This window comes from Micromonospora sp. NPDC047730 (assembly GCF_043204765.1).
In the GTDB taxonomy this organism is placed as follows: domain Bacteria; phylum Actinomycetota; class Actinomycetes; order Mycobacteriales; family Micromonosporaceae; genus Micromonospora.
In genome coordinates this window covers 40289-64512 of sequence record NZ_JBIDCU010000022.1, presented here as the reverse complement: position 1 = coordinate 64512, position 24224 = coordinate 40289, and the positions used below count along the sequence as shown (strand labels likewise).

Annotated in this window: 27 protein-coding genes; 9 read left to right on the top strand and 18 right to left on the bottom strand. The window is 74.2% G+C overall.

Going from position 1 to position 24224, the window contains the following annotated elements:
• Nucleotides 1–11 precede the first annotated feature (11 nt).
• Together ACGF5G_RS31650 and pgsA are read right to left on the bottom strand one after the other, a co-directional pair.
• Nucleotides 12–944, bottom strand: coding sequence for a phosphatidylinositol mannoside acyltransferase (locus ACGF5G_RS31650; protein WP_393269597.1), 933 nt, complete (start codon nucleotides 942–944; stop codon nucleotides 12–14).
• A 43-nt stretch (nucleotides 945–987) separates the two neighbouring features.
• Nucleotides 988–1620 (bottom strand): phosphatidylinositol phosphate synthase, encoded by a 633-nt coding sequence (gene pgsA, locus ACGF5G_RS31645; protein ID WP_393269594.1) that lies wholly within the window; start codon nucleotides 1618–1620, stop codon nucleotides 988–990.
• Between the two features lie 252 nt (nucleotides 1621–1872).
• Here pgsA and ACGF5G_RS31640 point away from each other — a divergent pair, with 252 nt between their 5' ends.
• Nucleotides 1873–4035: an elongation factor G-like protein EF-G2 gene (locus ACGF5G_RS31640; protein ID WP_393269591.1), complete on the top strand. Its 2163-nt coding sequence runs from the start codon at nucleotides 1873–1875 to the stop codon at nucleotides 4033–4035.
• 141 nt (nucleotides 4036–4176) lie between these two features.
• Here the strand turns inward: ACGF5G_RS31640 and ACGF5G_RS31635 are convergent, their stop codons facing one another.
• Nucleotides 4177–5235, bottom strand: coding sequence for an aldo/keto reductase (locus ACGF5G_RS31635; RefSeq protein WP_393269587.1), 1059 nt, complete (start codon nucleotides 5233–5235; stop codon nucleotides 4177–4179).
• Nucleotides 5236–5317: 82 nt separating this feature from the next.
• Nucleotides 5318–5827: an HIT domain-containing protein gene (locus tag ACGF5G_RS31630; protein ID WP_350706683.1), complete on the bottom strand. Its 510-nt coding sequence runs from the start codon at nucleotides 5825–5827 to the stop codon at nucleotides 5318–5320.
• Between the two features lie 159 nt (nucleotides 5828–5986).
• Here ACGF5G_RS31630 and ACGF5G_RS31625 point away from each other — a divergent pair, with 159 nt between their 5' ends.
• Nucleotides 5987–6733, top strand: a complete 747-nt coding sequence (locus ACGF5G_RS31625; RefSeq protein WP_393269584.1) for a D-Ala-D-Ala carboxypeptidase family metallohydrolase — start codon at nucleotides 5987–5989, stop codon at nucleotides 6731–6733.
• 74 nt (nucleotides 6734–6807) lie between these two features.
• On the opposite strand, the gene thrS is transcribed toward ACGF5G_RS31625, so the two are convergent.
• Together thrS and ACGF5G_RS31615 are read right to left on the bottom strand one after the other, a co-directional pair.
• On the bottom strand, nucleotides 6808–8808 hold the full coding sequence (thrS, locus tag ACGF5G_RS31620; RefSeq protein WP_393269580.1) for a threonine--tRNA ligase: 2001 nt from the start codon (nucleotides 8806–8808) through the stop codon (nucleotides 6808–6810).
• A 149-nt stretch (nucleotides 8809–8957) separates the two neighbouring features.
• Nucleotides 8958–9878, bottom strand: coding sequence for an ADP-ribosylglycohydrolase family protein (locus ACGF5G_RS31615; protein ID WP_393269577.1), 921 nt, complete (start codon nucleotides 9876–9878; stop codon nucleotides 8958–8960).
• Between the two features lie 73 nt (nucleotides 9879–9951).
• Between ACGF5G_RS31615 and ACGF5G_RS31610 the strand changes: the two genes are divergently transcribed.
• Nucleotides 9952–10641: a response regulator transcription factor gene (locus tag ACGF5G_RS31610; RefSeq protein WP_357452216.1), complete on the top strand. Its 690-nt coding sequence runs from the start codon at nucleotides 9952–9954 to the stop codon at nucleotides 10639–10641.
• A gap of 29 nt (nucleotides 10642–10670) precedes the next feature.
• Entirely contained in the window at nucleotides 10671–12041 is a 1371-nt protein-coding gene (locus ACGF5G_RS31605) for an ATP-binding protein (protein WP_393269574.1), read from the top strand.
• A gap of 225 nt (nucleotides 12042–12266) precedes the next feature.
• Here the strand turns inward: ACGF5G_RS31605 and ACGF5G_RS31600 are convergent, their stop codons facing one another.
• Together ACGF5G_RS31600 and ACGF5G_RS31595 are read right to left on the bottom strand one after the other, a co-directional pair.
• Nucleotides 12267–13292 (bottom strand): adenosine deaminase, encoded by a 1026-nt coding sequence (locus ACGF5G_RS31600; RefSeq protein WP_393269572.1) that lies wholly within the window; start codon nucleotides 13290–13292, stop codon nucleotides 12267–12269.
• Nucleotides 13289–14083 carry a trans-aconitate 2-methyltransferase gene (locus ACGF5G_RS31595; protein WP_393269569.1) on the bottom strand — a complete coding sequence of 265 codons (795 nt, stop codon included), beginning with the start codon at nucleotides 14081–14083 and terminating at the stop codon, nucleotides 13289–13291. Before ACGF5G_RS31595 ends, ACGF5G_RS31600 begins: the two co-directional genes overlap by 4 nt.
• A gap of 198 nt (nucleotides 14084–14281) precedes the next feature.
• Here ACGF5G_RS31595 and ACGF5G_RS31590 point away from each other — a divergent pair, with 198 nt between their 5' ends.
• Nucleotides 14282–14476 (top strand): hypothetical protein, encoded by a 195-nt coding sequence (locus tag ACGF5G_RS31590; RefSeq protein WP_393269566.1) that lies wholly within the window; start codon nucleotides 14282–14284, stop codon nucleotides 14474–14476.
• Between the two features lie 147 nt (nucleotides 14477–14623).
• Here ACGF5G_RS31590 and ACGF5G_RS31585 read toward each other — a convergent pair whose 3' ends face one another.
• From ACGF5G_RS31585 to ACGF5G_RS31555, 7 genes are all read right to left on the bottom strand, one after another.
• The gene (locus ACGF5G_RS31585; protein WP_007075740.1) at nucleotides 14624–14827 is read right to left on the bottom strand and encodes a cold-shock protein; all 204 of its coding nucleotides are present in this window, start codon (nucleotides 14825–14827) and stop codon (nucleotides 14624–14626) included.
• Nucleotides 14828–15115: 288 nt separating this feature from the next.
• The gene (locus tag ACGF5G_RS31580; protein ID WP_393269667.1) at nucleotides 15116–15376 is read right to left on the bottom strand and encodes a DUF4235 domain-containing protein; all 261 of its coding nucleotides are present in this window, start codon (nucleotides 15374–15376) and stop codon (nucleotides 15116–15118) included.
• A gap of 8 nt (nucleotides 15377–15384) precedes the next feature.
• Nucleotides 15385–15735, bottom strand: a complete 351-nt coding sequence (locus tag ACGF5G_RS31575; protein WP_357452201.1) for a DUF3618 domain-containing protein — start codon at nucleotides 15733–15735, stop codon at nucleotides 15385–15387.
• Nucleotides 15732–16166 (bottom strand): phage holin family protein, encoded by a 435-nt coding sequence (locus ACGF5G_RS31570; protein WP_357697725.1) that lies wholly within the window; start codon nucleotides 16164–16166, stop codon nucleotides 15732–15734. The genes ACGF5G_RS31575 and ACGF5G_RS31570 overlap by 4 nt, the downstream gene beginning before the upstream one ends.
• A 433-nt stretch (nucleotides 16167–16599) precedes the next feature.
• Entirely contained in the window at nucleotides 16600–17796 is a 1197-nt protein-coding gene (locus ACGF5G_RS31565; protein ID WP_393269563.1) for a mechanosensitive ion channel family protein, read from the bottom strand.
• Between the two features lie 82 nt (nucleotides 17797–17878).
• Entirely contained in the window at nucleotides 17879–18700 is an 822-nt protein-coding gene (locus tag ACGF5G_RS31560; protein WP_393269561.1) for a DUF1206 domain-containing protein, read from the bottom strand.
• 60 nt (nucleotides 18701–18760) lie between these two features.
• Complete coding sequence (locus ACGF5G_RS31555) at nucleotides 18761–19123, bottom strand: hypothetical protein (RefSeq protein ID WP_393269557.1); 363 nt, start codon at nucleotides 19121–19123, stop codon at nucleotides 18761–18763.
• Between the two features lie 56 nt (nucleotides 19124–19179).
• On the opposite strand from ACGF5G_RS31555, the gene ACGF5G_RS31550 reads away from it, so the two are divergent.
• Nucleotides 19180–19350, top strand: coding sequence for a hypothetical protein (locus ACGF5G_RS31550; RefSeq protein ID WP_393269555.1), 171 nt, complete (start codon nucleotides 19180–19182; stop codon nucleotides 19348–19350).
• Complete coding sequence (locus ACGF5G_RS31545) at nucleotides 19347–19634, top strand: GNAT family N-acetyltransferase (protein WP_393269552.1); 288 nt, start codon at nucleotides 19347–19349, stop codon at nucleotides 19632–19634. Before ACGF5G_RS31550 ends, ACGF5G_RS31545 begins: the two co-directional genes overlap by 4 nt.
• A gap of 42 nt (nucleotides 19635–19676) precedes the next feature.
• On the opposite strand, the gene ACGF5G_RS31540 is transcribed toward ACGF5G_RS31545, so the two are convergent.
• Nucleotides 19677–21167, bottom strand: coding sequence for a glycoside hydrolase family 3 protein (locus tag ACGF5G_RS31540; RefSeq protein ID WP_393269550.1), 1491 nt, complete (start codon nucleotides 21165–21167; stop codon nucleotides 19677–19679).
• A gap of 253 nt (nucleotides 21168–21420) precedes the next feature.
• Between ACGF5G_RS31540 and ACGF5G_RS31535 the strand changes: the two genes are divergently transcribed.
• Nucleotides 21421–21543: a hypothetical protein gene (locus ACGF5G_RS31535; protein WP_255474757.1), complete on the top strand. Its 123-nt coding sequence runs from the start codon at nucleotides 21421–21423 to the stop codon at nucleotides 21541–21543.
• Between the two features lie 90 nt (nucleotides 21544–21633).
• Nucleotides 21634–22584, top strand: coding sequence for a TIGR03557 family F420-dependent LLM class oxidoreductase (locus ACGF5G_RS31530; protein WP_393269547.1), 951 nt, complete (start codon nucleotides 21634–21636; stop codon nucleotides 22582–22584).
• Between the two features lie 50 nt (nucleotides 22585–22634).
• Here ACGF5G_RS31530 and ACGF5G_RS31525 read toward each other — a convergent pair whose 3' ends face one another.
• Together ACGF5G_RS31525 and ACGF5G_RS31520 are read right to left on the bottom strand one after the other, a co-directional pair.
• On the bottom strand, nucleotides 22635–23270 hold the full coding sequence (locus tag ACGF5G_RS31525) for a TetR/AcrR family transcriptional regulator (protein WP_393269546.1): 636 nt from the start codon (nucleotides 23268–23270) through the stop codon (nucleotides 22635–22637).
• A 46-nt stretch (nucleotides 23271–23316) separates the two neighbouring features.
• On the bottom strand, nucleotides 23317–24150 hold the full coding sequence (locus ACGF5G_RS31520; protein WP_393269544.1) for a class I SAM-dependent methyltransferase: 834 nt from the start codon (nucleotides 24148–24150) through the stop codon (nucleotides 23317–23319).
• Nucleotides 24151–24224 lie beyond the last annotated feature (74 nt).

The following is a 24224-nucleotide window of genomic DNA, read 5'->3' as shown; positions in this document are numbered from 1 at the left end:
CAACCCCTCCCTTACGCCTGTCCGGCAGCCGGGGAGGGCAGGGTCGCGCCGCCACCCGTGCCGTGCTGGTCCAGCCACATCCGCTGCAACATGTGCCAGTCTTCCGGATGCCGGGCGATGCCCGCCGCCAGACCGTCGGCGATCCGCTGGGTCAGCGACCGGACCCGCCGGTCGAGCGGGCCCTCCTCGGGGTCGGGCAGCGGCAGCGGACCCTCGATCGACGCGCAGGCCGCGTCCGCCTCGTACCACATCGAGGCGACGTAGAGGGGCGCCCCGGTGCGCAGGGCGAGCAGGGCCGGGCCCGGCGGCATCCGGGTGCGGGCCCCGAAGAAGTCGACCTCCACCCCCCGGGCGGAGAGGTCCCGGTCGGCCAGCAGGGGCACCACCGTGCCGGCCCGGACCCGGTCGACCAGCACGTCGAAGGCCGGCCGGTCGCCGCCGTGGGTGGGCAGGATCTCCATGCCCAGGCTTCGCCGGAAGGCAAGGAACCGCTGGTAGACGCCCTCGGGCTTGAGCCGCTCGGCGACCGTGGTGATCGGCCAGCCGGTCGCCGCGACCCAGGCGCCGGCGGCGTCCCAGTTGCCGGCGTGCGGCAGCGCCACCACCGCGCCCCGGCCGGCCGCCACGTCGGCCGCGAGCAGTTCCTCGCCGTCGAGCCGGAAGCCGGCCAGGATCTCCGTCCGGCTGAGCGAGGGCAGCCGGAACGCCTCCATCCAGTAGCGGGCGTACGAGCGCAGGCCGCGGCGGACCAGCTGGTCGAGGTCGGCCTCGGGCAGGTCGGGGCCGACCACCCGGCGCAGGTTCGCGCGCAGTCGGGCCGTACCCCCGCCGCCGCGGCGGTGGGCGCGGTCGGCGCCCGCCCGGAACGCCGCGGCCACGACGGGCCGGGGCAGCGCGCGGATCACGCGCCACCCGGCGACGTAGCCGAGCTCGGTGAGGTTCACCGGCGCCGGCCCCCGGACAGCGGCCGACCGGCGCTCGTCGCGCTCACCCCTGCCCGCCCGGGGTGTGCACCCGCTGGGCCTGGCGGTAGACGTGGGCCATCCGCTGGCCGACGGTGAAGATCGACACCGCGGCGAGCAGCCAGAGCGCGATCTCCAGCGCGGGCCGGACGCCGAGGCCGGTGAGCAGCCCGCCCACGCCGACGATGAGCAGCCGCTCGGTGCGCTCGGCGATGCCCACGTTGCACGTCATGCCGAGCCCCTCGGCCCGGGCCTTGACGTAGGAGACCAGGCCGCCGGCGGCCAGGCAGAGCAGCGCGGCGGCGACGCCCGAATGGTCGTGCTCGGTGGCGAGCCAGTACGCCACCGCGCCGAAGACCGCGCTGTCGGCGATCCGGTCCATGCTCGAATCGAGGAACGCCCCGAATTTCGTGGAGCCGCCGCTCATCCGGGCCATCGTCCCGTCGAGCAGGTCGGTGAGCGCGAACACGGTCACGATCAGGGCCCCGGCGACCAGATGGCCGCGGGCACCGAAGCCGAGCGCACCGACGAGCACCCCGAGGGTGCCCGCCACGGTGACCGCGTTGGGGGTTACGCCCGCTCGGAGCAGGCCGCGTGCGACCGGCTCGACGACGCGGGTCATCCCCGCGCGGGCCGTCACTTGGAAGATCTTCGCCATGGCGGTCCCACGATAACGGTCCCACCGGCACCGGCGGTACGGCCGGTCAGCGACCCGCGCAGGACGGAGGCTTGTGCCGGCCCCGCAACAGGTGTGAGATCGAGCCGGGAAGGTGAGTCAGCTCACCCACCCGCCCGTTGATTACCCGCAACCCTGCAGAGCACCGGAGGATATCGCCGCGGAACCCGCTCGGGCCGCTTCCCCGTCGCGCGCGGCGGTCGCCACCAACCACGGCTGAGGGAGGTGCGCCCCATGGCGCAGAAAAGTCAGGAGAAGGGGGCCGCCGGCGGCGCGCCGGTGGTGACCGAGCCGGGCCGGATCCGCAACGTGGTGCTCGTCGGGCACTCCGGAGCGGGCAAGACGACCCTGGTCGAGGCGCTGCTCGCGGCGACCGGCACGATCGGCCGGGCCGGCACCGTCGCCGACGGCAGCACCGTCTGCGACCACGACCCGGCGGCCGTACGCCAGCAGCGCTCGGTGAGCCTGGCCTGCGCGCCGCTGCTACACGACGGGATCAAGGTCAACCTGCTCGACACCCCCGGCTACGCCGACTTCGTGGGCGAGTTGCGCGCGGGGCTGCGGGCCGCCGACGCGGCGCTGTTCGTGGTCTCCGCCGTCGACGGGATGGATGCCGCCACCGCCGCCCTGTGGGAGGAGTGCGCGGCGGTCGACATGCCCCGGGCCGTCGCCGTCGCCCGGCTCGACCACCCGCGCGCCGACTTCGACGAGGCGGTGGCGCTCTGCCAGCGGGTCTTCGGCGACAACGTGCTCCCGCTCTACCTGCCGATGCTCGGCGACGACGGCGTCTCCACCGTCGGCCTGCTCGGCCTGATCACCCGCCGGGTCTTCGACTACACCGCCGGCCTGCCGGCCGACGTGCGCGAGCCGGACCCGGAGCACCTGCCGGCCATCGTCGAGTCCCGCAACGAGCTGATCGAGGGGATCATCGCCGAGAGCGAGGACGAGTCCCTGATGGACCGCTACCTCTCGGGCGAGGAGATCGGCACCGAGGTGCTGATCGAGGACCTGGAGAAGGCGGTCGCGCGGGGCCACTTCTACCCGGTGGTGCCGGTCTGCGCGGAGACCGGGGTCGGGCTGGACGCGCTGCTGGAGGTGCTCACCGCCGGTTTCCCGTCGCCGCTGGAGCACGAGCTGCCGGCGGTCGCCGGGGTGGACGACTCGCCCCGCCCGCCGCTGGCCTGCGACCCGGACGGCCCGCTGGTCGCCGAGGTGGTCAAGACGACCGTCGACCGGCACGTCGGCCGGGTCTCCCTGGTCCGGGTCTTCTCCGGCACGCTGCGCCCGGAGCAGACCGTGCACGTCTCCGGGCACGGGATGGCCGAGCGCGGCCACCCCGACCACGACGCCGACGAGCGGGTCGGGCACATCTACACCCCGCTGGGCGCGAGCCTGCGCGAGGTGGGCGCCTGCGTGGCCGGCGACATCTGCGCGATCACCAAGTCGGGCAGCGCGGAGACCGGCGACACGATCTCCGCCAAGGACGACCCGCTGCTGATCGCCCCCTGGGAGATGCCCGAGCCGCTGCTGCCGGTCGCCGTCGTGGCCCACAGCCGGGCCGACGAGGACGCCCTCGCGCGCAACCTGGCCCGCCTGGTCGCCGGCGACCCGACCATGCGGTTGGAGCGCAACCCGGAGACCCACCAGCTGGTGCTCTGGTGCATGGGCGAGGCGCACGCCGACGTGGTGCTGGAGCGGCTGCGCGCGGGCGGGGTGGAGCTGGACACCGAGCCGGTCCGGGTCGCGCTGCGCGAGACGCTGACCGTCCCGGCCAAGGGGCACGGCCGGCACGTCAAGCAGTCCGGCGGCCACGGGCAGTACGCCGTCTGCGCCATCGAGGTCGAGCCGCTGCCGCGCGGGGCCGGCTTCGAGTTCGTCGACCGGGTGGTCGGCGGCGCGGTGCCGCACAACTACATCCCCTCCGTCGAGAAGGGCGTACGCGCCCAGATGGAGCGGGGCCTGGTCGCCGGCCATCCGGTGGTGGACCTTCGGGTGACCCTCTTCGACGGCAAGGCGCACAGCGTGGACTCCTCCGACGCGGCCTTCCAGACCGCCGGCGCGCTGGCGCTGCGGGACGCCGCCGAGAAGGGCCAGCCGGCGCTGCTGGAGCCGGTCGACGAGGTCGTGATCCGGGTGTCCGACTCGTCCGTCGGCGCGGTGATGGGCGACCTGTCCGGGCGGCGCGGCCGGGTGCTCGGCACCGAGCCGGACGCGGACGCCGAGGGGCGCACCCTGGTCCGCGCCGAGGTGCCCGCCACGGAGCTGCTCCGTTACGCGGTCGAGCTGCGCTCGATGACGTCGGGCACCGGCACCTTCCGCCGCCACTTCGTCCGCTACGACCCCATGCCCGCCCACCTGGCCGACCAGGTCCGCAAGGAACACGGCAGCCACCCCTGACCGGGCTCCTCGCGGGGTCGATTCACGCGGTTGTGGCGGCGTGCCGCCCGGCGCGGTGAAGCTGCCCGACGAAACGGGCGATCCGGGGCGCGACGCCCACCACAACTGCGTGATCGACGGTGACCCGGCGGGCGGGGCCCGTCAGGGGCGGGCGGTGGGGAGCATGGGGCTCGGGTGGTGGGGGCGGTCGGCCTCGCGGAGCGCGGCCGAGCGGAGCGCCGCCAACTGGCGTTCCACCTCGGCGAACTGGTCGGCCGGCAGCGGCCCCCGGTGCAGGGCGGCGGCGTTCTCCTCGACCTGCGCGACGGTGCGGCAGCCGGGAATCGGGACGGTGCGCCCGCTGCGCGCCCAGATCCAGCCCAGCGCGCCCTGGGCGGGGGTGCGCCCGTCGGCGGTCAGCGCCGCCCGCACGGCGGCGGCCCGCCGCAGCCACTCCGGGGCCGGCCGGCCGCCCCGGAACCACTCCAGCCAGCCCGGTGCGACCCCTCGCACGTCGTCGCGGGGCAGCGTGGAGCCGGTCGTGTACTTGCCGGAGAGCAGGCCCATCCCCAGCGGCCCCCGGTTGACGCTGGCCAGGTCGTACTTGTCGCAGACGGCGAGCAGCTCGGGGGCGTCCCGGAGCACCGAGAGGGTGTGCTGCACGGCGGTGGCGTGCCGGGCGCCCTGGCCGAAGGCGGCCGCCCGGTCGGGGCGGTCGGTGCTCCAGCCGTACGCGCGGACCAGCCCGTCGGCGACCAGGTCCTCCAGGGTGCCGACGAGCGCCTCGGCCCGGGGCACCGGCAGGTCGGCGAGGTGCAACTGGTAGAGGTCGATCCGGTCGGTGCCGAGCCGGCGCAGCGACTCCTCCACCGCCCGCCGCAGGTACCCCGGGGAACTGTCCGCGCCGGTGGCCTGGCGGGTCGCCTCGTCGAAGGTGTGGCCCCACTTGGTGGCGATCACGGCCTCGTCGCGCCGGCCGGCGAGCGCCCGGCCCAGGACCCGCTCCGAGTGCCCCGCCCCGTAGGTGTCGGCGGTGTCGAAGAGGGTCACGCCGAGGTCGAGCGCGCGGCGTACCGCCCGGACGGACTCCTCGTCGTCGACGGCGCCCCAGCCCAGCGGCTGCGTGCCCTCGGCCCAGGGGCCGCCGATCGCCCAGCACCCCATTCCCAGCGCGCTGACCTCGATGCCGCTGCGGCCCAACGTCCGTGTCGTGACTGCCATCGACGCATCGTGCCACCTCCGCCGCCCGCCCCCGGGGCGGCGTCCCCGCCGCCGCGCGGGATCCCGACCCCGGCGGGCCGGGTCAGGAGGGCCAGGCACGGGCGAGCAGCTCCCGGGTGTCCCCGAGCAGTTGCGGCAGCACCTTGGTGCGCCCGATCACCGGCATGAAGTTGGCGTCCCCGCCCCAGCGGGGCACGACGTGCTGGTGCAGGTGCGCGGCGATCCCGGCGCCGGCCACCCCGCCCTGGTTCATCCCGAGGTTGAACCCGTGGGCGTTGCTGACCTTGCGGATCACCCGCATCGCGGTCTGGGTGAACGACGCCAGCTCGGCGGTCTCCGGCCCGTCGAGGTCGGTGTAGTCGGCGACGTGCCGGTAGGGGCAGACCAGCAGGTGACCCGGGTTGTACGGGTAGAGGTTGAGCACCACGAAGACGTGCGCGCCGCGCGCGACGACGAGGCTCTCCTCCGCCGGCAGGCCGGGGGCGAGGCAGAAGGGGCACCCCTTCGGCTTCTCGTAGCCCTCGGGGCGGTCCTCGCCCGAGATGTAGGTCATCCGGTGCGGCGTCCAGAGCCGCTCCAGGCCGTCGGCCATGCCGCTGTCCGTGTGCCGTTCCACCCCTGCCACAAGCCGATCCTACGGAGCGGCCCGACGACCGGCGAGGCCCGCCGTGGGGAACCCGGCGCTGGAAGTTGTTGACGAATCGAAAAGCACCATTGAAAATTCCGTCCATCGATTTACTTCCATAGACCGATGGAGGTCTCCGTGATCCGACGGCTCGGCAGATTCCTCGCGGCGCTCGCGCTGACCGCCGCCACCACCGTGGTCGGCGTCACCTTCACCGCCGGCGCGGCCCACGCCGACGGCTGCTACACGTGGGGACGCACCCTGTCCGAGGGGATGTCCGGCGAGGACGTCCGGCAACTCCAGATCCGGGTCTCGGGCTACCCCGGCTACGGCGCCGTGCTCGCCCTCGACGGGGTGTACGGCCCGGGCACCCGGTCCGCCGTGATCCGCTTCCAGCAGGCGTACGGGCTGGGCGCCGACGGCGTCGCCGGGCCCCAGACCTTCAACCAGATCTACGCGCTCCAGGACGACGACTGCACCCCGGTCAGCTTCAGCTACGCGGAGTGGAACAGGTGCAACAGCGACTGGTCCGGTGGCGCGGTGTCGGCCAGCACCGCCCGCTTCAACGCCCGCGTGTCGATGTGGAAGCTCCAGGCCATGCGGCGCGCACTCGGCAACGTACCGCTCTACATCAGCAGCGGCTTCCGCAGCTACGCCTGCAACAGCGCGGTCGGCGGCGCCAGCAACAGCCGGCACCTCTACGGCGACGGGGTCGACCTGGTCGGGTCACCCTCGCTGTGCCGGCTCGCCCAGCAGGCCCGCTACCACGGCTTCAGCAACATCCTCGGCCCCGGCTACCCGGGCCACAACGACCACACCCACCTGGGCAACACGCCGAGCCGGTCCTGGTCCGCCCCGACCTGCGGGATCTGACGCCCGACGGCCCGTCCACGGAAGGCCCCCCGCGGGGGGGGGGGGGCCTTCCGTGGATCTCGGAGCGTGGTGGATCAGGCGGCCGACGGGCCGACGTTGGTCCGCGAGCCGACCACGTCGAGGACGTGGGCCACCGCGTCGGCGATCGGCACCCCGTTGCGCTGCGAGCCGTCCCGGTAGCGGAACGAGACCGTGCCGGCCGCCACGTCGTCGTCGCCGGCGATCACCATGAACGGGATCTTCTGCTGCTGGGCGTTGCGGATCTTCTTCTGCATCCGGTCGTCGCCCGCGTCGACCTGGGCGCGGATGCCCTCGGCCCGCAGCGCGGCGACGAAGCCGTGCAGGTAGTCGGTGTGGTCCTCGCGGATCGGGATGCCGACCACCTGCACCGGCGCCAGCCAGGCCGGGAAGGCGCCCGCGTAGTGCTCGGTGAGCACCCCGAAGAAGCGCTCGATCGAGCCGAAGAGCGCCCGGTGGATCATCACCGGCTGCTGCCGGCTGCCGTCGGCGGCCTGGAACTCCAGCCCGAACCGCTCCGGCAGGTTGAAGTCGACCTGGATGGTGGACATCTGCCAGGTCCGGCCGATCGCGTCCTTCGCCTGCACCGAGATCTTCGGGCCGTAGAAGGCCGCGCCGCCCGGGTCCGGCACCAGGTCCAGACCGGACTCCTCGGCGGCCGAGCGCAGCGCCTCGGTGGCCCGCTCCCAGTTCTCGTCGGTGCCGACGGACTTCTCCGGGTTGCGGGTGGACAGCTCCAGGTAGAAGTCGTCCAGGCCGTAGTCGCGCAGCAGGTCCAGCACGAACGACAGCAGCGACTTCAGCTCGCCGGCCATCTGCTCCTGCGTGCAGTAGATGTGCGCGTCGTCCTGGGTCATGCCGCGCACCCGGGTCAGGCCGTGCACCACACCGGACTTCTCGAACCGGTAGACCGAGCCGAACTCGAACAGCCGCAGCGGCAGCTCCCGGTAGGACCGCCCCCGGGACCGGAAGATCAGGTTGTGGAACGGGCAGTTCATCGGCTTGAGGTAGTAGTTGGCGCCCTCCATCTCCATGGGCGGGTACATGCCGTCGGCGTACCACTGCAGGTGCCCGGAGGTCTCGAAGAGCTGCGCCTTGGTGATGTGCGGGGTGTTGACGAACTCGTACCCCGCCTCCTCGTGCCGGCGGCGCGAGTAGTTCTCCAGCTCGCGGCGGATGATGCCGCCCTTGGGGTGGAAGACCGCCAGGCCGGAGCCGATCTCGTCGGGGAAGCTGAACAGGTCGAGGTCCGCGCCGAGCTTGCGGTGGTCGCGCCGGGCGGCCTCCTCCAGCAGCTTCAGGTACGCCTTCAGCTCGTCCCGGGTCGGCCAGGCGGTGCCGTACACCCGCTGGAGCTGCGGGTTCTTCTCCGACCCGCGCCAGTACGCGGCGGCCGAGCGCATCAGCTTGAACGCGCCGATCAGCCGGGTGTTCGGCAGGTGCGGGCCGCGGCACAGGTCCGACCAGCAGACCTTGTCCTCCGTCGCGGCGAGGTTGTCGTAGATGGTCAGCTCGCCGCCGCCCACCTCCATCACCTCGGAGGTGTCCAGCCCCTCACCCTTGACGTCGATCAGCTCCAGCTTGAACGGCTCGGCGGCCAGCTCGGCCTTCGCCTCGTCCAGGCTGCCGAAGCGGCGACGGCGGAACCGCTGGCCGGACTTGATGATCTCCTGCATCCGCTTCTCGAGCTTGCCGAGGTCGTCCGGCTGGAACGGCTTGTCGACCGCGAAGTCGTAGTAGAAGCCGTTCTCGATGGGCGGGCCGATGCCGAGCTTGGCCTCGGGGAAGACGTCCTGCACGGCCTGGGCGAGCACGTGCGCGGTGGAGTGCCGCAGCACGTTGAGCCCGTCCGGGGAGTCGAGGCCGACCGGCTCGACCTCGGTGTCGACCTGCGGCGACCAGTCCAGGTCACGCAGCTGGCCCTGCGGGTCGCGGACCACGACGACCGCCTTCGGGCCGGCCGCGGGCAGCCCGGCCGCGGCCACCGCGTCGGCCGCCGTGGTCCCGGCGGCGACGACGACGGGGTCGGCCACGGCGGGGGTACGGGGTGCGGACACGGTCACTCCTCCAGCAGACGGTACGGATGACGCCGAACGTTCGGCTCCTGCGATGCTATCGGTCGCCCCCGCCGGCACGGTCGGCGACGCCACCGCCCCCGCGACCCGTGGGACGCCGGCCCCGGCGCCCGCCCGACCGGCGGGAAGGGTCAGGCGGACCAGTCCGGCAGCGGCTCGCGGGCGGCCAGCCAGTCGGCGGGCACCCCGCCGGGGGTGCCCACCCCGGTGTGCGCGGCCACCACCGACCCGACGATGGCGGCGGTGGTGTCCACGTCCCCGCCCGCCTCGACGCAGGCGCCGATCGCCGCCGGGTAGTCGTCCAGGTGCACGGCCGCCACCCAGCAGGTGAAGGCGACGGTGTCCTGGGCGGTGACCCGGGAGCCGTTGCCGAGCACGTCGACGGCCTCGCGCAGCGGCCGGTCGAGCAGGTCGGCGGCCCGGCGTACGCCCCGGTGCACCTCGGTGGCCGGGTCCAGCGCGGCGGCCACCCCGGCGAGCAGCCGGCGCGGGGGCGGCCGGTGGCCGTCCAGCCGGCCCCGGGCGGCCAGCGAGGCGGCCACCGCCACCGCGACCGCCCCGGCGATGCCCTCCGGGTGCGCGTGGGTCACCTCGGCCGACGCCCCTGCCTGCGCCGCCGCCCGGGCGGTCGAGTCGGCGAACCACGCGCCCAGCGGACCGACCCGCATCGCCGCGCCGTTGCCGCACGAGCCCTGCCCGTCGAAGGCGGCGGCGGCCGCCACCGGCCACGGCGTGCCCGTGCGGATCAGCCGCAGGATCGTCACGGCCCCCGGCCCGTACCCCCGGTAGGGCTCGCAGCGCTCGGCGAAGGCCATGGCGAGGGCGTCCCGGTCGATGGTGCCCGATGCGGCAAGGGCGGCGACCACCGAGCAGGCCATCTCGGTGTCGTCGGTCCACTCCCACGGCGGCGGGGGAAGCCTGCCGGCGGCCAGGTCGGCCGGGTGCCGGCCGGGGACGAAGAACTGCGAGCCGAGCGCGTCGCCGACCGACAGGCCGGCGAGCGAGTCCCGGGCGAGCGCGAGGCGGGTGTCGGCAAAGAGCGTGAAGGACATCGTTGCACCAGCTTGCCCGGTTCGCAGGTGCGCCGCAACGCGATCAACTTGCCACCCCGAGTACCGTCTTGGCGTGGCCACCGTGCTCCTGGTCGAAGACGATCACGTCGTACGCGGCGCGATGCTGCGGTCCCTCGCCGACCGGGGGCACGCCGTGCACGCCGTGGGCACCGCGCTGGACGCGCTGCGCCGCGTGGCCGCCGAGACCCCCGACCTGGTGGTGCTCGACCTCGGCCTGCCCGACCTCGACGGCTCGGACGCGCTGCGGATGCTGCGCGGCATCACCGACGTGCCGATCATCATCGCCACCGCGCGCGACGACGAGCAGTCCGTGGTCCGGCTGCTGCGCGCCGGGGCCGACGACTACATGGTCAAGCCGTTCACCGGCGCGCACCTCGACGCCCGGATCACCACGGTGCTGCGCCGGGCCGGGCGGGCCAGCCGGGCGGTGCAGCCGGCCGTGCACAGCGTCGGCGGGCTGCGGGTGGACGTCGGGGAGCGCAGCGCCCACCTCGACGGCGAGCCGTTGGCGCTGACCCGCAAGGAATTCGACCTGTTGGCGTATCTCGCCGCACGTCCGGGCCGGGTAGTGTCCCGCCGGGAACTTCTGGAGGAGGTATGGCGGCAGCCGTCGGTCGGCGAGGACCAGACCATCGACGTTCACCTTTACTGGCTACGTCGCAAAATGGGCGAGTCCGCGGCGAAGCCGCGCTACCTGCGCACCGTGCGGGGGGTCGGCTTCCGGCTGGTGGCGCCGGACTGAGGGCGTCGCTGGCCCGTCTCACGGCCGGCATGTGTGCCCTGGTCGCGTTCGCCTTCCTCGTCCCGCTCGCCACCGGCCTCGGTGACCGGGCCCGCGAGGAGGCGCTCGCGGATGCCGCCCGCCGCAGCGCGCTGGTGACCGGGGCGCTCGCGGTCAGCACCGATCCCGCCGTGGTGCAGCGCGCCGTGGCCGCCAGCGGCGACGACCCGGCCACCCGGCCCGTCGTACACGGCCTCGGGACGGACGGGCCCGCGGGCCGGGCCGGCGGCGCGGACCTGGAGCGGGCCCGGGCCGAGCGGCGCTCCGTGGTCGTCGACGTCGACGGCGGGGTGCTCCGGCTCGACCCGGTGGTGCTCGGCGACCGCACCGCCGTGGTGGAGGTCTTCGTGCCCGAGTCGGCGCTGGACGAGGGCGCCGGCGGCCGGTGGCTGCTGCTGCTCGGGGTGGCCGCCGGGCTGGTGGGCGCGGCGGTGCTGGTGGTCGACCGGGTCGCCGCCCGCGCGGTCGACTCGGCCCGGGGGCTGGTCAGGGCCGCGCTCGCGATCGGCGACGGCGACCTGGCCGTACGCGTCGAGCCCAGCGGCCCGCGCGAGCTGGCCGAGGCCGGGTACGCCTTCAACCGGATGGCCGACCGGATGGCCGCGGCGCGCACCGACGAGCGGGAGCTGGTCGCCGACCTGTCGCACCGGCTGCGCACCCCGCTGACCGTGCTCCGGCTGGACGCCGAGGCGCTGGAGTCCGACGACACCAGCGTGGGCTCGTTCAGCGCGGCGGAGCTTGATCGGCGGCGCGGCATCCGACGGATCCGGCAGGCGATCGTCACCCTCGAGGGCGAGATCGACGTGCTGATCAAGACCACCCGCAAGGCAGTGGCGCACGAGGCGGGGCCGGCGATGTGCGACGTCAGCGAGGTGGTCCGGGACCGGATGGTGTTCTGGGCCGCGCTGGCCGGCGACCAGAACCGCCCGCACCGGGTGACCGGCGCCCAGCTACGCATCCCGGCGCCGGTGCCGCGGGCCGAGCTGGCCGCCGCGCTGGACGCGGTGATCGGCAACGTCTTCCGCTACACCCCGCAGGGCACCGCGTTCGAGGTGGCGGTCTCCCGCCGCGACGGCTACGTGGCCATCCGGATCGACGACGCCGGGCCGGGGATCGCCAACCCCGACCGGGCGCTGCGCCGGGGTGCCAGCGACCAGGGCTCCACCGGGCTGGGGCTGGACATCGCCAAGCGGGTGGCGTTGCAGGCCAACGGCTCGGTGAGCATCGACCGGGCCCGGCTCGGCGGGGCGAGCGTGGTCATGCTCCTCGCCGACCCCGAGGCGACGCCCCGGCAGGTCAGCCGGTTCGGGCTGGTCGGCCGAGCTGTGGGCCGGCGCAAGTCTTCCTTAGATCCCGATTAACCGCGGCGGCCGACCCGTCGCGAACTGGCATGATCTTCCACGAACCCATCAGTTCCACCGGTCACTGCCCCGAGCACCCACCGGCCGGTGGAGCCGTGCGCGCGGCGGGAGCAACGGTCCCCCCACAACCTGCTCCCGCCGCGCGCCACACTTCCTCCCGCCACACCTTCCCGCACGGCGCGCGACGCTCTCCTGCCACGCCGCGCGCCGGCTACCCCGCCCCGCTCAGCGGGTGGCGGCCGCCACGTAGGCGTCGATCTCGGCGCCGATCCGCTGCTTGCCCGCCGGGTCCAGGAAGGAGGCGGTCACCGCGTTGCGGGCCAGCGCGGCCAGCCCCTCCGGCCCCGCGTCGAGCAGCCGGGCCGCGACGGCGTACTCGTCGTTGAGGGTGGTGCCGAACATCGGCGGGTCGTCGGAGTTGATGGTGACCAGCAGGCCGGCGTCGACCAACTGCCGCAACGGGTGCTCGTCGATGCTGGCGACCGCCCGGGTCCGCACGTTGGACGTCGGGCAGACCTCCATGCCGATCCGGTGCTCGGCGAGATGGGCCAGCAGCTCCGGGTCCTGCGCGGCGGAGATGCCGTGCCCGATCCGCTCCGCGCCCAGGTCGCGCAGCGCGTCCCAGACCGTCTGCGGGCCGGTGGTCTCGCCGGCGTGCGGCACCGAGCGCAGGCCGGCCGCCCGGGCCCGGTCGAAGTACGGCTTGAACTGCGGCCGGGGCACGCCGATCTCCGGGCCGCCCAGGCCGAAGCTGATCAGCCCGTCCGGGCGCTCCTCCAGCGAGATCCGCAGGGTCTCCTCGGCCGCCGGCAGGCCCGCCTCGCCGGGGATGTCGAAGCACCAGCGCAGCTCGATGCCGAAGTCGGCCTCGGCCCGCTTGCGGGCGTCCTCGATCGCCTCGCAGAACGCCGGGGCGGGGATGCCCCGGTGCACGTGCGAGTAGGGCGTCACGGTCAGCTCGGCGTAGCGGACCTGCTGGCGGGCCAGCTCGCGGGCCACCTCGTGGGTGAGGATCCAGACGTCCTCCTGGTCGCGGATGAGGTCCACGACGCTCAGGTAGACCTCGATGAAGTGCGCGAAGTCGCGGAAGGCGAAGTAGTCGGCGAGCGCGGCCGGGTCCGCGGGCACGGGGCTGCGGCCCTCGTGGCGGGCGGCCAGCTCGGCGACGATCCGGGGCGAGGCGGAGCCGACGTGGTGCACGTGCAGCTCCACCTTGGGCAGTCCGGCGATGAAGGTTTGCAGGTCGGTCACATGTTCTCCTCTGCACGGGCGCCGGTACGGGCGACGATGAAGACGCGTCGGAACGGGAAGTACACCTGACCGTGCCGCACCGGGTACGCCTGCGCGAGGCGTACGCCGAGTTCGGCCCGGAAGTCGGCCCAGCCGGCGGCGTCCAGGGCCGCGCGGACCGGCCGGAGCGCGGTGCCCTCCATCCAGGTCAGCACGGGGTGGTCCGCGTCGGCGCGGGCCGGCAGCAGGTGCACGTAGGTAGTCTCCCAGGCGTCCACGGCGCAGCCGGCACCGGTCAGCAACCCGGCGTAGCCGGTGGCGTCGTCGACCGGGGCCTCGCGCAGCAGCGGAACGAGGTCGGCGCGCCAGGCCGGGCGGCCGGCGACCTCGCGCAGCGCCCGGTGTGAGGGCGCGTCGAAGTTGCCCGGCACCTGCACCGCCAGCCAGGCCCCGCCGGGCAGCTCACGTGCCCAGCGGGCGAGCAGCTCACGATGGCCGGGGACCCACTGCAGCACCGCGTTGCTGACCACCACGTCCACGTCGGATTCCGGCCGCCAGTCCCGGACGTCGCCCACCACGAAGGAGACCGGGGACGCGGTGGCGTGTGCCCGCGCGATCATCTCCACCGAGGAGTCGAGGCCGACGACGCGGCTGTCCGGCCAGCGTCCGGCGAGGACCTCCGTCAGGTTGCCGGGCCCGCAGCCGAGGTCGACCACGACGCGCGGCCGCTCGGCCGGGACCCGCGCGAGGAGGTCGTGGAAGGGCCGGGAGCGCTCGTCGCCGTAGCGCAGGTATGTCGTCGGATCCCACATCGCAGCCTCCCAAACCGTACGTCCGTCTTGTTAACCGTACGGCCCGTGGCGCGGCCCCACAAGCGGGATCACTAGGCTCGGTGGCATGGAGCAGCGGACCTTCCCCCGGCCGGGGTGGCACGTCGGGGTGGTCGGACCGGGCAGCGAGCAGCTCGTCGGACGGTTCCCCGCGGCGGGGATCGACGAAGGGGAATCACGATGAAGGGCTGGCTGCCGCTCACCCTCGGCCTGCTCGCCGTGGTCGTAGGGGCGGTCTGGACGGTGCAGGGCCTCGGCTACGTCGAGGGCAGCCTGATGACCGACCAGCGGATCTGGGCGATCCTCGGGCCACTCGTCGTCCTGATCGGACTCGCCCTGCTCTGGTCCGGGCTGCGCGCCCGCCGACGCCGCTGAGCGGCCCCACGCTCCCGCCCCCGGCCCCGGCGCGCCGACCGTGCCCGGGATACGCGGAAAGCCCCGCATCCCGGGCGGGATACGGGGCTTCACTGGTGATCCGGGCGTCGGATCATCCACTGGTCGGCGACTGCCGACCGGCAGTGCTCAGATGGGGCGGACCTGCTCGGCCTGCGGACCCTTCTGACCCTGGGCGATCTCGAACTCCACCCGCTGGTTCTCCTCCAGCGTGCGGTAGCCGCTGGTCTGGATGGCCGAGAAGTGGACGAACACGTCAGCACCCCCGCCGTCGACGGTGATGAAGCCGAAGCCCTTGTCAGCGTTGAACCACTTCACGGTTCCCTGCGCCATGTGTATCTCCTTCTAAAACTGGCGGCCGAGCACGCCGTGCGGCCGATTGGCCGTTTTCGAGCAGCGGTGCCTGAGGCGGCCCCCATTGAAGGAGACTTCTCTCAACCCACGCCATCTCTCAACAGCGTGGAACAGCAAACCACGTACGCAAAAACTCTGCACAGCCTACCCGACGAAATTCTCCGACATGTGACCTGACGGATGCCGAAGATCCGCTGGGTGGGCGCTTACCGCCGTGCGAAAGGCCCCCTCACCGCCACGGCGAGGGGGCCTTCGGCGAAAGCCGGGTCAGTCCGGCCAGTGCCCGGTCAGCCGGCGTACGCCCACCGCGCCGCCCCGGTCGACGGCGGCCCGGACGACCGCGAAGATGGCGCCCTGCAAGGCCGCCGCCGCCAGGATCTCGCCCCAGCCGCGCTCCTCGTCGGTGGCGCTGGGCGCCTCGCCGTCGCCCGCCGTCACCTTCCACACCTGCCGGAAGATCATGCCCGCGACCGCACCGGCGGCGATGCCCATCAGCACGCCGACCGGCTTGTACGCGGCCCTCCCGATGTTCCTGCTCACCTGCGCCTCCCCCGGACGATCAACAGCACGATAGCGGCGGCCACCGCGCCGGCCGCGAGGGCCACGAACGGCGCCGGGTTGCGCCGGACGACCGCGCCCGTCTCCTGCGCCTGCCCTCGCGCGAGTTGCGCCTTCTGCGCCGCCTGCCCGCGCACCCGGGCCACGGTCTGCGCGGCCTGCTCCCGCATCCGCTCCTTCGCCTGGTCGGCGGAGGACCTCAGCCGCGCCTTGACGTCGGCCTTGGCGGCGAGCGCCTCCATGGTCTCGCCCAACTCGACCCGGGTCCGCCGGATCTCCTCCCGGAGAGCCTCGGTGTCGCCGGTGCCCCGGCCGTTGCCCGTCGTCATGCCCGACCCCTGTCCTTCACCGCGGCGGCGACGGTGTCGACGTCGGCCCGGACGCTGCGCACCGTGGCCGCCGGCACCGGCGGGACCGCCTGGCTGACCTGCTTCTTGCCCACCAGGGCGAGGACGCCGGCCATCACGAAGAGCACCACCGCGACGATCAGGGCCGCGGCCCAGGCCGGCAGCACCAGATCGAGCAGCAGGATCGCGGTGGCGACCAGGGCGCCCAGGCCGTAGAGCGCCAGCGCCCCGCCGCCGCCGAAGAGGCCGATGCCGATGCCGGCATGCTTGCCCTTCTGGGTCAGCTCCGCGCGGGCCAGGGCCAGCTCGTCGCGGACCAGGCGGGAGACCTGCTCCGTGGCCCGCTGCACCAGCTCGGCGGTGGACGGCTCGCTCCCGTCGCGGGATGTGCGGGCGTTCGCCACGTCAGCCATGCTGTCCTCCTTTCATCATCACCGCGCTGTATGCCCGGAGTCGCCGCCCGTCAATCCTTCGCGCGGCGGCCGGTCAGCCCGGGCTCGCCGCGTCCCCCGTGCCGGCGGACGGCGCGTGGGAGGAGGTGCAGAAGCGTCGCGCAGCAGGTCCCCACGAAACGCCCGGTCAAACTTCCCGAGCCAGCGCACTCCGCCCGGTCACCCCACGAGGCACAACCCCACCCACACCTCCAACCGCCCCCACCCCCCACAGGTCACGACCCTCCCCCTCCCCGCCCCCTCCCCGCCCTGCCCCCGCCCCCGCCCTGCCCCGCCCCCACTCCCACCCGGCCTCGCGATCTTGCACTTTCCGCCCCGGCAAAGCGGACGTTCTCCGCATTCGGAGGGCACAAAGCGCAAGATCGCGGGGGCGGGGGCGGGGCGGGGGCGGGGGTCAGCGGCGGGTTTCGGCGGGCTCGTCGGGGCCGACGAACGCCTCGCTGCGGGCGTCGCCGTCGTCGCTGCCGCCGAAGACCCGGGCGTCGTCGGGCACCTCGCCGTCGGCGAGGCGGCGCACCGGCCGGCGGGGTCGTACCCACTGCCACGGCAGGTTGCTCTCCGCGTCGCCGATCTCGGTACGCATCCGGGGCATCGCGGTCGGCCGCTGGTCCCGGATCCAGGCGACCAGGTGCTCGCGGACCAGGCAGCGCAGGTCCCACAGGCTGCCGGCGTCGGCCGCGCTGACCAGGGCGCGCACCTTGATCATGCCGCCGGTCGCGTCGGTCACCTGGAGCACGCAGACCCGGCCGTCCCACAGGTCGGTGCTCTCCACCAGGCGGCGCAGCTCCTCCCGCATGGCCTGCACCGGGATCGCCCAGTCGACGTCGAACTCGGCGGTGCCCAGCACGGCCGCCTCCGTGCGGGTCCAGTTCTGGAACGGCTTGGTGGTGAAGTACGAGGTGGGCAGGATCAGCCGGCGGTCGTCCCAGATCTGCACCACCACGTAGCTGAGGGTCAGCTCCTCGATCCGGCCCCACTCCCCCTCGACCACCACCACGTCGTCGAGGCGCACCGCGTCGCTGAAGGCGAGCTGGAGGCCGGCGAAGACGTTGCCCAGCAGGCTCTGCGCGGCGAGCGCGGCGACCACACCGACGACACCGGCGCTGGTCAGCACGCCGGCGCCGATGCCGCGTACGGCCGGGAAGGTCATCAGCATGACGCCGACCGCCAGGACGACGATCACCGCGATGGTCAACCGGCGCAGCAGCACCACCTGGGTCCGCACCCGCCGCGCGTGCCGGTTGTCCGGCACGTCCACCCGGAACCGGGCGAGCGCCGTGTCCTCCGCCACCACGAGCAGCGAGGCGACCAGCCAGGCGACGCTCGCGATCACGCCGAGCACCAGCGCGTGCAGCAGCACCTGCCGCCACTGCTCGCCGACCGCGTAGCCGGTGCTGAAGCGGACGGCGAACTGGACGGCGAGGACCGTGGCGGCGACCTGGATCGACCGGTGCGCGTGCTCGGTGAGCTCGGTCAACAGCAGCGAGCGCCGGCCGAGCCGCCGGACCACGCGATGCACGACCTCGACGACGAACAGGGCGATCGCCGCCGCGGCGAGCGCGGCGACGATCGTCCCGAGGTAGCTCTGCACAGGTTCTCTCCTCCTCCGGACTGGGCGGCCTGTTTCGGGGCAAAGGCCCAATAGTGCCCGACGGCCCCGGAATCGACCAGGCTCAGACCTTGCGGTACCGGGACTGGAGGAAGCAGAACAGGCCGAAGGCGGCGATGCCGAGGGCCACGAGGGTGAGCAGCAGTTGACCGTACGACTGTTCGCGCAGCGTGTGCAGCGCCGCGTCCAGGCCCCGGGCCTTCTCCGGGTCGTAGTTGACGGCGGCCAGGATGATCAGCAGGCCGGCGATGCCGTACGCGACGCCCTTGGCGACGTAGCCGGCGACGCCGAGCCGGCGGGCGAGCTGGCGGGTCCGCGGGCTCATCTCACCGCTCCTGAGATGCTTCTCGAAGCGCTTGACCAGCCCGTAGATCACCAGGCCGACGCCGATCGCGGCGAGCACGAGCCCGGCCAGGCCGACCAGCCAGCGACCGCCAGAGGACTCCATCGCCCGGCCGGTCAGCGCCTCCTGCTGGTCGGCGCTGTTCGAGCCGGCGTCGGAGAAGACCTTGACGGCCGTCCAGGCGAAGTAGAGGTAGACGAGGGTCCGGCCGAGCGAGGCCAGCCGCTCCCAGACCCGCTCCTTGCCGCGCTCGGCGCGGTGCCCGACCGCTGCCTCCAGCGCCTGCCAGATCGCCATGGCGAAGAGGCCGACCGCGATGGTGACGACGAGGAACCTGCCCAGCGGCTGGGCGGCGATGGTGCGCAGCGCGCCGGACTGGTCGCCGTCGTCGGCGGGCTTCCCGAACGCGATCTGCAACGCCAGCCAGGCGAACAGAAGGTGCACGATGCCGTAGCCGATGAAACCGGCCCGGGCCAACAGTTCGAGCCACCGGCTGTGCGCCGTACGGGAGGCGGTGGCTTCGGCGTTCCGGGTGAGTGACATGGCGCCACAATCTCCGAATGCGAAGATCCCCAAACGTCGGCCACCGCCGCCCCGGGCGGGTCAGTTGCCGGCGGTCGCCACCCGGATCTTGACCTCCTGGTCGGTGACGCTGTCCAGCGTCACGGAGAAGCCGCCGACGTCGGTGGCCTGCTGGCCGGTGGTCAGCGTCAGCTGCTCGCCGGCGACCTCGACGGTCACCTGGTCGCCCTGCGCGCCGACCAGCTTGGCCTCCACGCCGAGGATGGTGGTGCTGGCCTCGACGCCGCGGTCGAAGGTGACCGTGCAGGCGTTCAGGCCGCAGTCGGTGGAGGCGCCCTCGGAGCTGCAACCGGCCAGCAGGGCGACGCCGAGCGCCAGGCCGGCCAGCAGGCCGGTGGCCCGGCGGGTGGGGGTCAGCGGGGAGTAAACGCGTCGGTTCGTCACGCGGCCAAGGGTACGAGACGACCGCGACCCCGGCATTGTGATGATCATCCGCCCAGGTGGCGGCGCCGTGGCGACCGGGCGCGCCACGGTTCCAGGCGACGGGGCTGCGGGACAGCGGCGGGGCGGTGCGCGCCAGCATCCACCACTACAACACCCCGGACGAGGTGGACCGGTTGCTCGCCGAACTGGACCGGCTCGCCGGTGGCGGGGGGAGAATGGGCGGGTGAGCACCCTGGTCGAGGACAACCCCGCCAAGCGCCGGTTCGAGATCCTGGTCGACGACGCGCTGGCCGGGTTCACCGCGTACCTGCCGCGCGGCGAGGTGCTGGTCTTCACCCACACCGAGGTGGACCCGAAGTTCCAGAACATGGGCGTCGGCGCGACGCTGGTCCGGGACACCCTCGACCAGCTCCGCGAGCGCGGCACTCCGGTGGTGCCGCGCTGCCCGTTCATGGCCGCCTTCATCGACCGCCACCCCGAGTACGCCGACCTGGTCGTCCCCAAGGCGTAACGGGGCGACCCGGGCGGTCGGCGACGTCGGCAGGGCGGCGGGTCAGCGACCGGTCAGCAGCTCGGCGGCGGCGCGGGCGGCGGCCCGGGTGGCACCGTGGGTGGCGACGTGGACGGCACCGGTGACCGCCTCGGGCACGCCCAGCTCGACCACGACCGCGTCCGGGCGGGCGGCCAGCGCGCGGCCCACCGCCGCCCGCACCCAGTCGTGCCGGTGCAGGTCGCGCACCACCAGCACCACGCACCGGCCGGCCGCACCGGCGGTCGGGTCGGCGGGCACGTCGGCCTCGGCGTATCGGGCGGTGGTGGTGCCGGCGAGCAGGTCGGCCAGCGGGGCGGCCAGGCCCCACGGCGTCTCCGGGCCGATCGCGATGTTGCGCGGCGGCTCGAACTCCACCACGTGCGCGGGGCCGGCCAGCGGCAGCGCGCCGACGCCGGCGGGCGCGGTGGTGACCCGCAGCGCCCGGCGGGCGGCGGCCAGCCCGACGGCGGAGCCCTCGACGGAGGGGCGGGGCCGGGGCGGCAGGTCGGCGCGCGCGGTCACCGTCCAGGCGGCGAGCTGACCGACCCGCTTGGCCGCCTCAGCGAGGCGTTCCTCGGGCAGGTCGCCGGCGACGACGGCGGCGACGATGGCGTCCCGCAGCAGCCGCGCCGACTCCTCGTCGGCCCGCTCGCCGCCGATGCAGATCGCGTCGGCCCCGGCCGCGAGGGCACGCACCGTCGCGCCGGCGAAGCCGTACCGGCCGGCGACGGCCCGCATCTCCACCGCGTCCGTGACCACGACGCCGGAGAAGCCCAGCTCGTCGCGGAGCAGCCCGCCCAGGATCCGGCCGCTGAGGGTGGCCGGCAGCTCCGGGTCCAGCGCCGGCACCAGCAGGTGGCCGGTCATCACCGCCTGCACGCCGGCGGCCACGGCGGCCCGGAACGGGGCCAGCTCGACGGCGTCGAGGCGGGCCCGGTCGACCGCGATCCGGGGCAGGGCGTGGTGCGAGTCGACCCGCGTGTCCCCGTGCCCGGGGAAGTGCTTGGCGCAGGCGGCGACCCCGCCGGCCTGGAGGCCGCGCACCCAGGCGGCGGTGTGCCGGGCGACCAGCGCCGGCTCCGCGCCGAAGGAGCGGACGCCGATCACCGGGTTGGCCGGGTTGGAGTTGACGTCGGCGTCCGGCGCGTAGTCCAGGGTGATCCCGAGCGCGGCGAGGTCGGCGCCGAGGTCGCGGGCGACCTGCTCGGTCAGCGCCGGGTCGTCCACCGCGCCGAGGGCGAAGTTGCCGGGCCGGGAGCTGCCCCGGGCGGACTCGATCCGGGTCACGTCGCCGGCCTCCTCGTCGATGGCGACGACGACGTCGGGGCGCTCGGCGCGCAGGGTGGCGGTCAGCGCGGCCACCTGCTCCGGGTCAACCACGTTGCGGGCGAAGAGCACCACCGAACCGAGCCCCTCGCCGAGCCAGCGGCAGATCCAGGGCGGCGGGGTGGTGCCGACGAAGCCGGGTTGCAGGACGGCGGCGGCCAGGGCCGCCAGGCTTCCGGCGCTCACGCCACCACCTCGGCCCGCCCGGCGCGGGGCGCCACCTGCCGATGCCCCGGCGTCCGGCCGCCGTGCCCGCTCACGCCGGCCCGCCCGCGTGGTGTCTGCTGGTTCGCTCGCTCATGTGGTCGTCGTACCCCCGTCTTCTCCGCGCCCCGGCGGCCCGCCACCGGCGGCGGTGCTGCCATGGTCACATCGCCCGACGAAATAGTCAATAAACCTTACAGTTGCCGTCGGGCGCGGAGCTGGGGACAGTTCGGGGATGGATCCCCTGCTGCTGGCCGACGCGACGAGCCCGGCCGACATCCCCGGCGTACGCCTGCTCGGCCTGGTGGTCGGCGGCCTGCTACTGCTCGCCGCGATCCGTGCGATGTTCCGGCGCTGATCCCGCCCGCGCGGCCCGGCCGGTTCCGACGGCGGCCACCGGGGTACCGGCTGCCTGGTTGGACCCGGTACGACACGGCGAGGGGGAAGCATGAAGATCGGCTATTTCCTGTCCACGGAGGAGTACGCGCCGGCGGAGCTGCTCGAACAGGCGCGCGCCGCGGAGCGGGCCGGCTTCGAGGCGCTCTGGATCTCCGACCACTACCACCCGTGGACGGACGCGCAGGGGCAGAGCCCCTTCGTCTGGTCGGTGATCGGCGCGCTCAGCCAGGTCTGCCGACTCCCGGTCACCACCGCCGTCACCTGCCCGACGGTGCGCGTCCACCCGGCGATCGTCGCCCAGGCGGCGGCCACCAGCGCGGTCATGCACTCCGGCCGGTTCGTGCTCGGGGTGGGCAGCGGCGAGGCGCTCAACGAGCACATTTTCGGCGACGTCTGGCCGCAGGCCGACGTCCGACTGGAGATGCTGGAGGAGGCCGTCGCGGTGATCCGCGAACTCTGGCGGGGCGGCTTCGTCAACCACCACGGTCGGCACTACACCGTCGAGCACGCCCGGATCTACACGCTGCCGGACACTCCCCCGCCGATCTACGTGTCGGGCTTCGGCCCGAAGGCAGTCGACCTGGCGGCCCGGATCGGCGACGGTTTCGTCAACACGTCCCCCGACGCCGATCTGGTCCGGCGGTTCCGCGAGGGCGGCGGCGGCGACAAGCCGTGCCAGGCCGGCTTCAAGGCGGCGTACGCGCAGACCGAGGAGGAGGGGATGCGGATCGCGTACGAGCGCTGGCCGAACGCCGGGGTGCCGGGCGAACTGTCCCAGGTGCTGCCCTCGCCGCGGCACTTCGAGCAGGCCGCCAAGCTGGTCCGGCCGGAGATGATGAAGGACGCGTTCGTCTGCGGGCGGGACGCCGACGCACACCTGGCCAAGATCGACGAGTACGCCAAGGCCGGCTTCGACGAGGTCTACGTCGCCAACACGGGGCCGAACTGGCCGGGCCTGCTCGACCTCTACCAACGCGAGGTGTTCCCGCGCCTGCGCTGAGCGGTGTTTCCCCGCCGACGGGACAGGCGCCCCGGCCCCGGTCCCCCGGCTCAGTCGGGCGCCGGGGCGATGCCGCGTAGCAGGGTGACGACCAGGTCGTCGACGGTCCGCGCGGGCAACTCGGCCGGGGCCGGGGCGGCCGGGTCGAGCAGATGGCCGAGCACCAGGTCGTGACAGACCCCGACGACCAGGGCCGCGACGGCGTCGGGCCGGGCGTCCGGGGCCACCCGGCCGAGCCGCTGCTCCGCCCGCAGGTAGTCGGCCAGCTCCGCGCGCACCGAGCCGCCCGCGGCGGGACTGGGCAGCTCCGCGAAGCGGGCGAGCACCCGGGGCTGGTGCAGCAGCCCGGTGAAGGCCGGCAGGACCGCCGCGTGCAGCGCGAGGGCCCGGGTGAGGTGCGCGCGCAGGTTCGCCCCGACCGTCCCGATACCCGGCTCCGGCGCCGGCCCGCCCGCCCGCTCCTCGGCGGCGCGGACGTGGGCGTGCAGCGCGTGCGCGAGCAACTCCTCCTTGTCGGCGAAGTGGTTGTAGAGCACGCCGTCGGCCACGCCGGCGGCCCGGGCGATGTCGCGCACGGTCAACCCGGCCACGCCACGGTCGGCGATCAGCCGCTCCGCCGTGGCGATCAGGTGATCGCGCAGACTCCGGTCGCCGCCCCGCAGGGCCGCCGCTGTCCTGGGTGACATCACCCGAATCGTAGAGACTTCGTCGAAGGCCGGCCGACCGCCCCGGTCAGCCGGGGCGGCGGGCGGTGACCAGCCAGGCGGTGCCGCGCAGGCGTACCGCGTCGGGCTGCTCGTACCGGCGCAGCGCCTCGGTCAGCGCGGCGGTGGCGCGGTCGACGGTCGCCTGGTCCACGCGGTCGAACTGGTGGCGGATCGGCCCCCAGCCGGCCAGGAAGGCTGCGGCGTCGGCGGCGTCCCGTCCCCAGACCTGGGGCGCCTCAACGGCGGCGCAGTCGGCGTCGAGGAAGCCGGCCGCGGTGAGTACCCGGTCGACCACCGTCGGGTCGGCCAGCGACAGCGGCTCGGCCACCCCCGTCCCGTCCCCGTCCGGCGGGGGCAGGTGGGCGGCGAGGGCGGCGAGCACCTGGCCGAGGTCACGTCGGCGGATGTCGTCCATGCAGAGGAAGGCGAGGCGACCGCCGGGCCGCAGCGCGCGGCCGATGTTGGCGAAGGCGGCCACCGGGTCGGCGAAGAACATCACCCCGAAGCGGCTCAACGCCACGTCGAACGCCCCTGGTGGGAACGGGTGGACCTGCGCGTCGGCCCGGTGGAACCGGACGTTGTCCACCCGCTCGGCGACGGCCCGGTCCCGGGCCCGCTCCAGCATGGGGGCGGAGAGGTCGACGCCGAGCGCCTCGCCGGCGCCCGCCCGCCCGGCCGCCAGCCGGGTGAGCTGGCCGTTGCCGCAGCCGACGTCGAGGACCCGGTCACCGGGGCGTACGGCCGCCAGCAGGGCCTCGTTGAACCCGCTGTTCACCGCGTCGTAGCGGTCGTGGTGCGCGGCCCAGTGCCGCCCCTCGTAACCGTTCCACGCCTGCGCCTGCTGCTCGTTGACGATCATCGACCACCTCCGGAACGTGATGAACCACCGTTCATGAACGAGTGTTCATAGTGGCCGGCGGGTGTCCCGGCTGT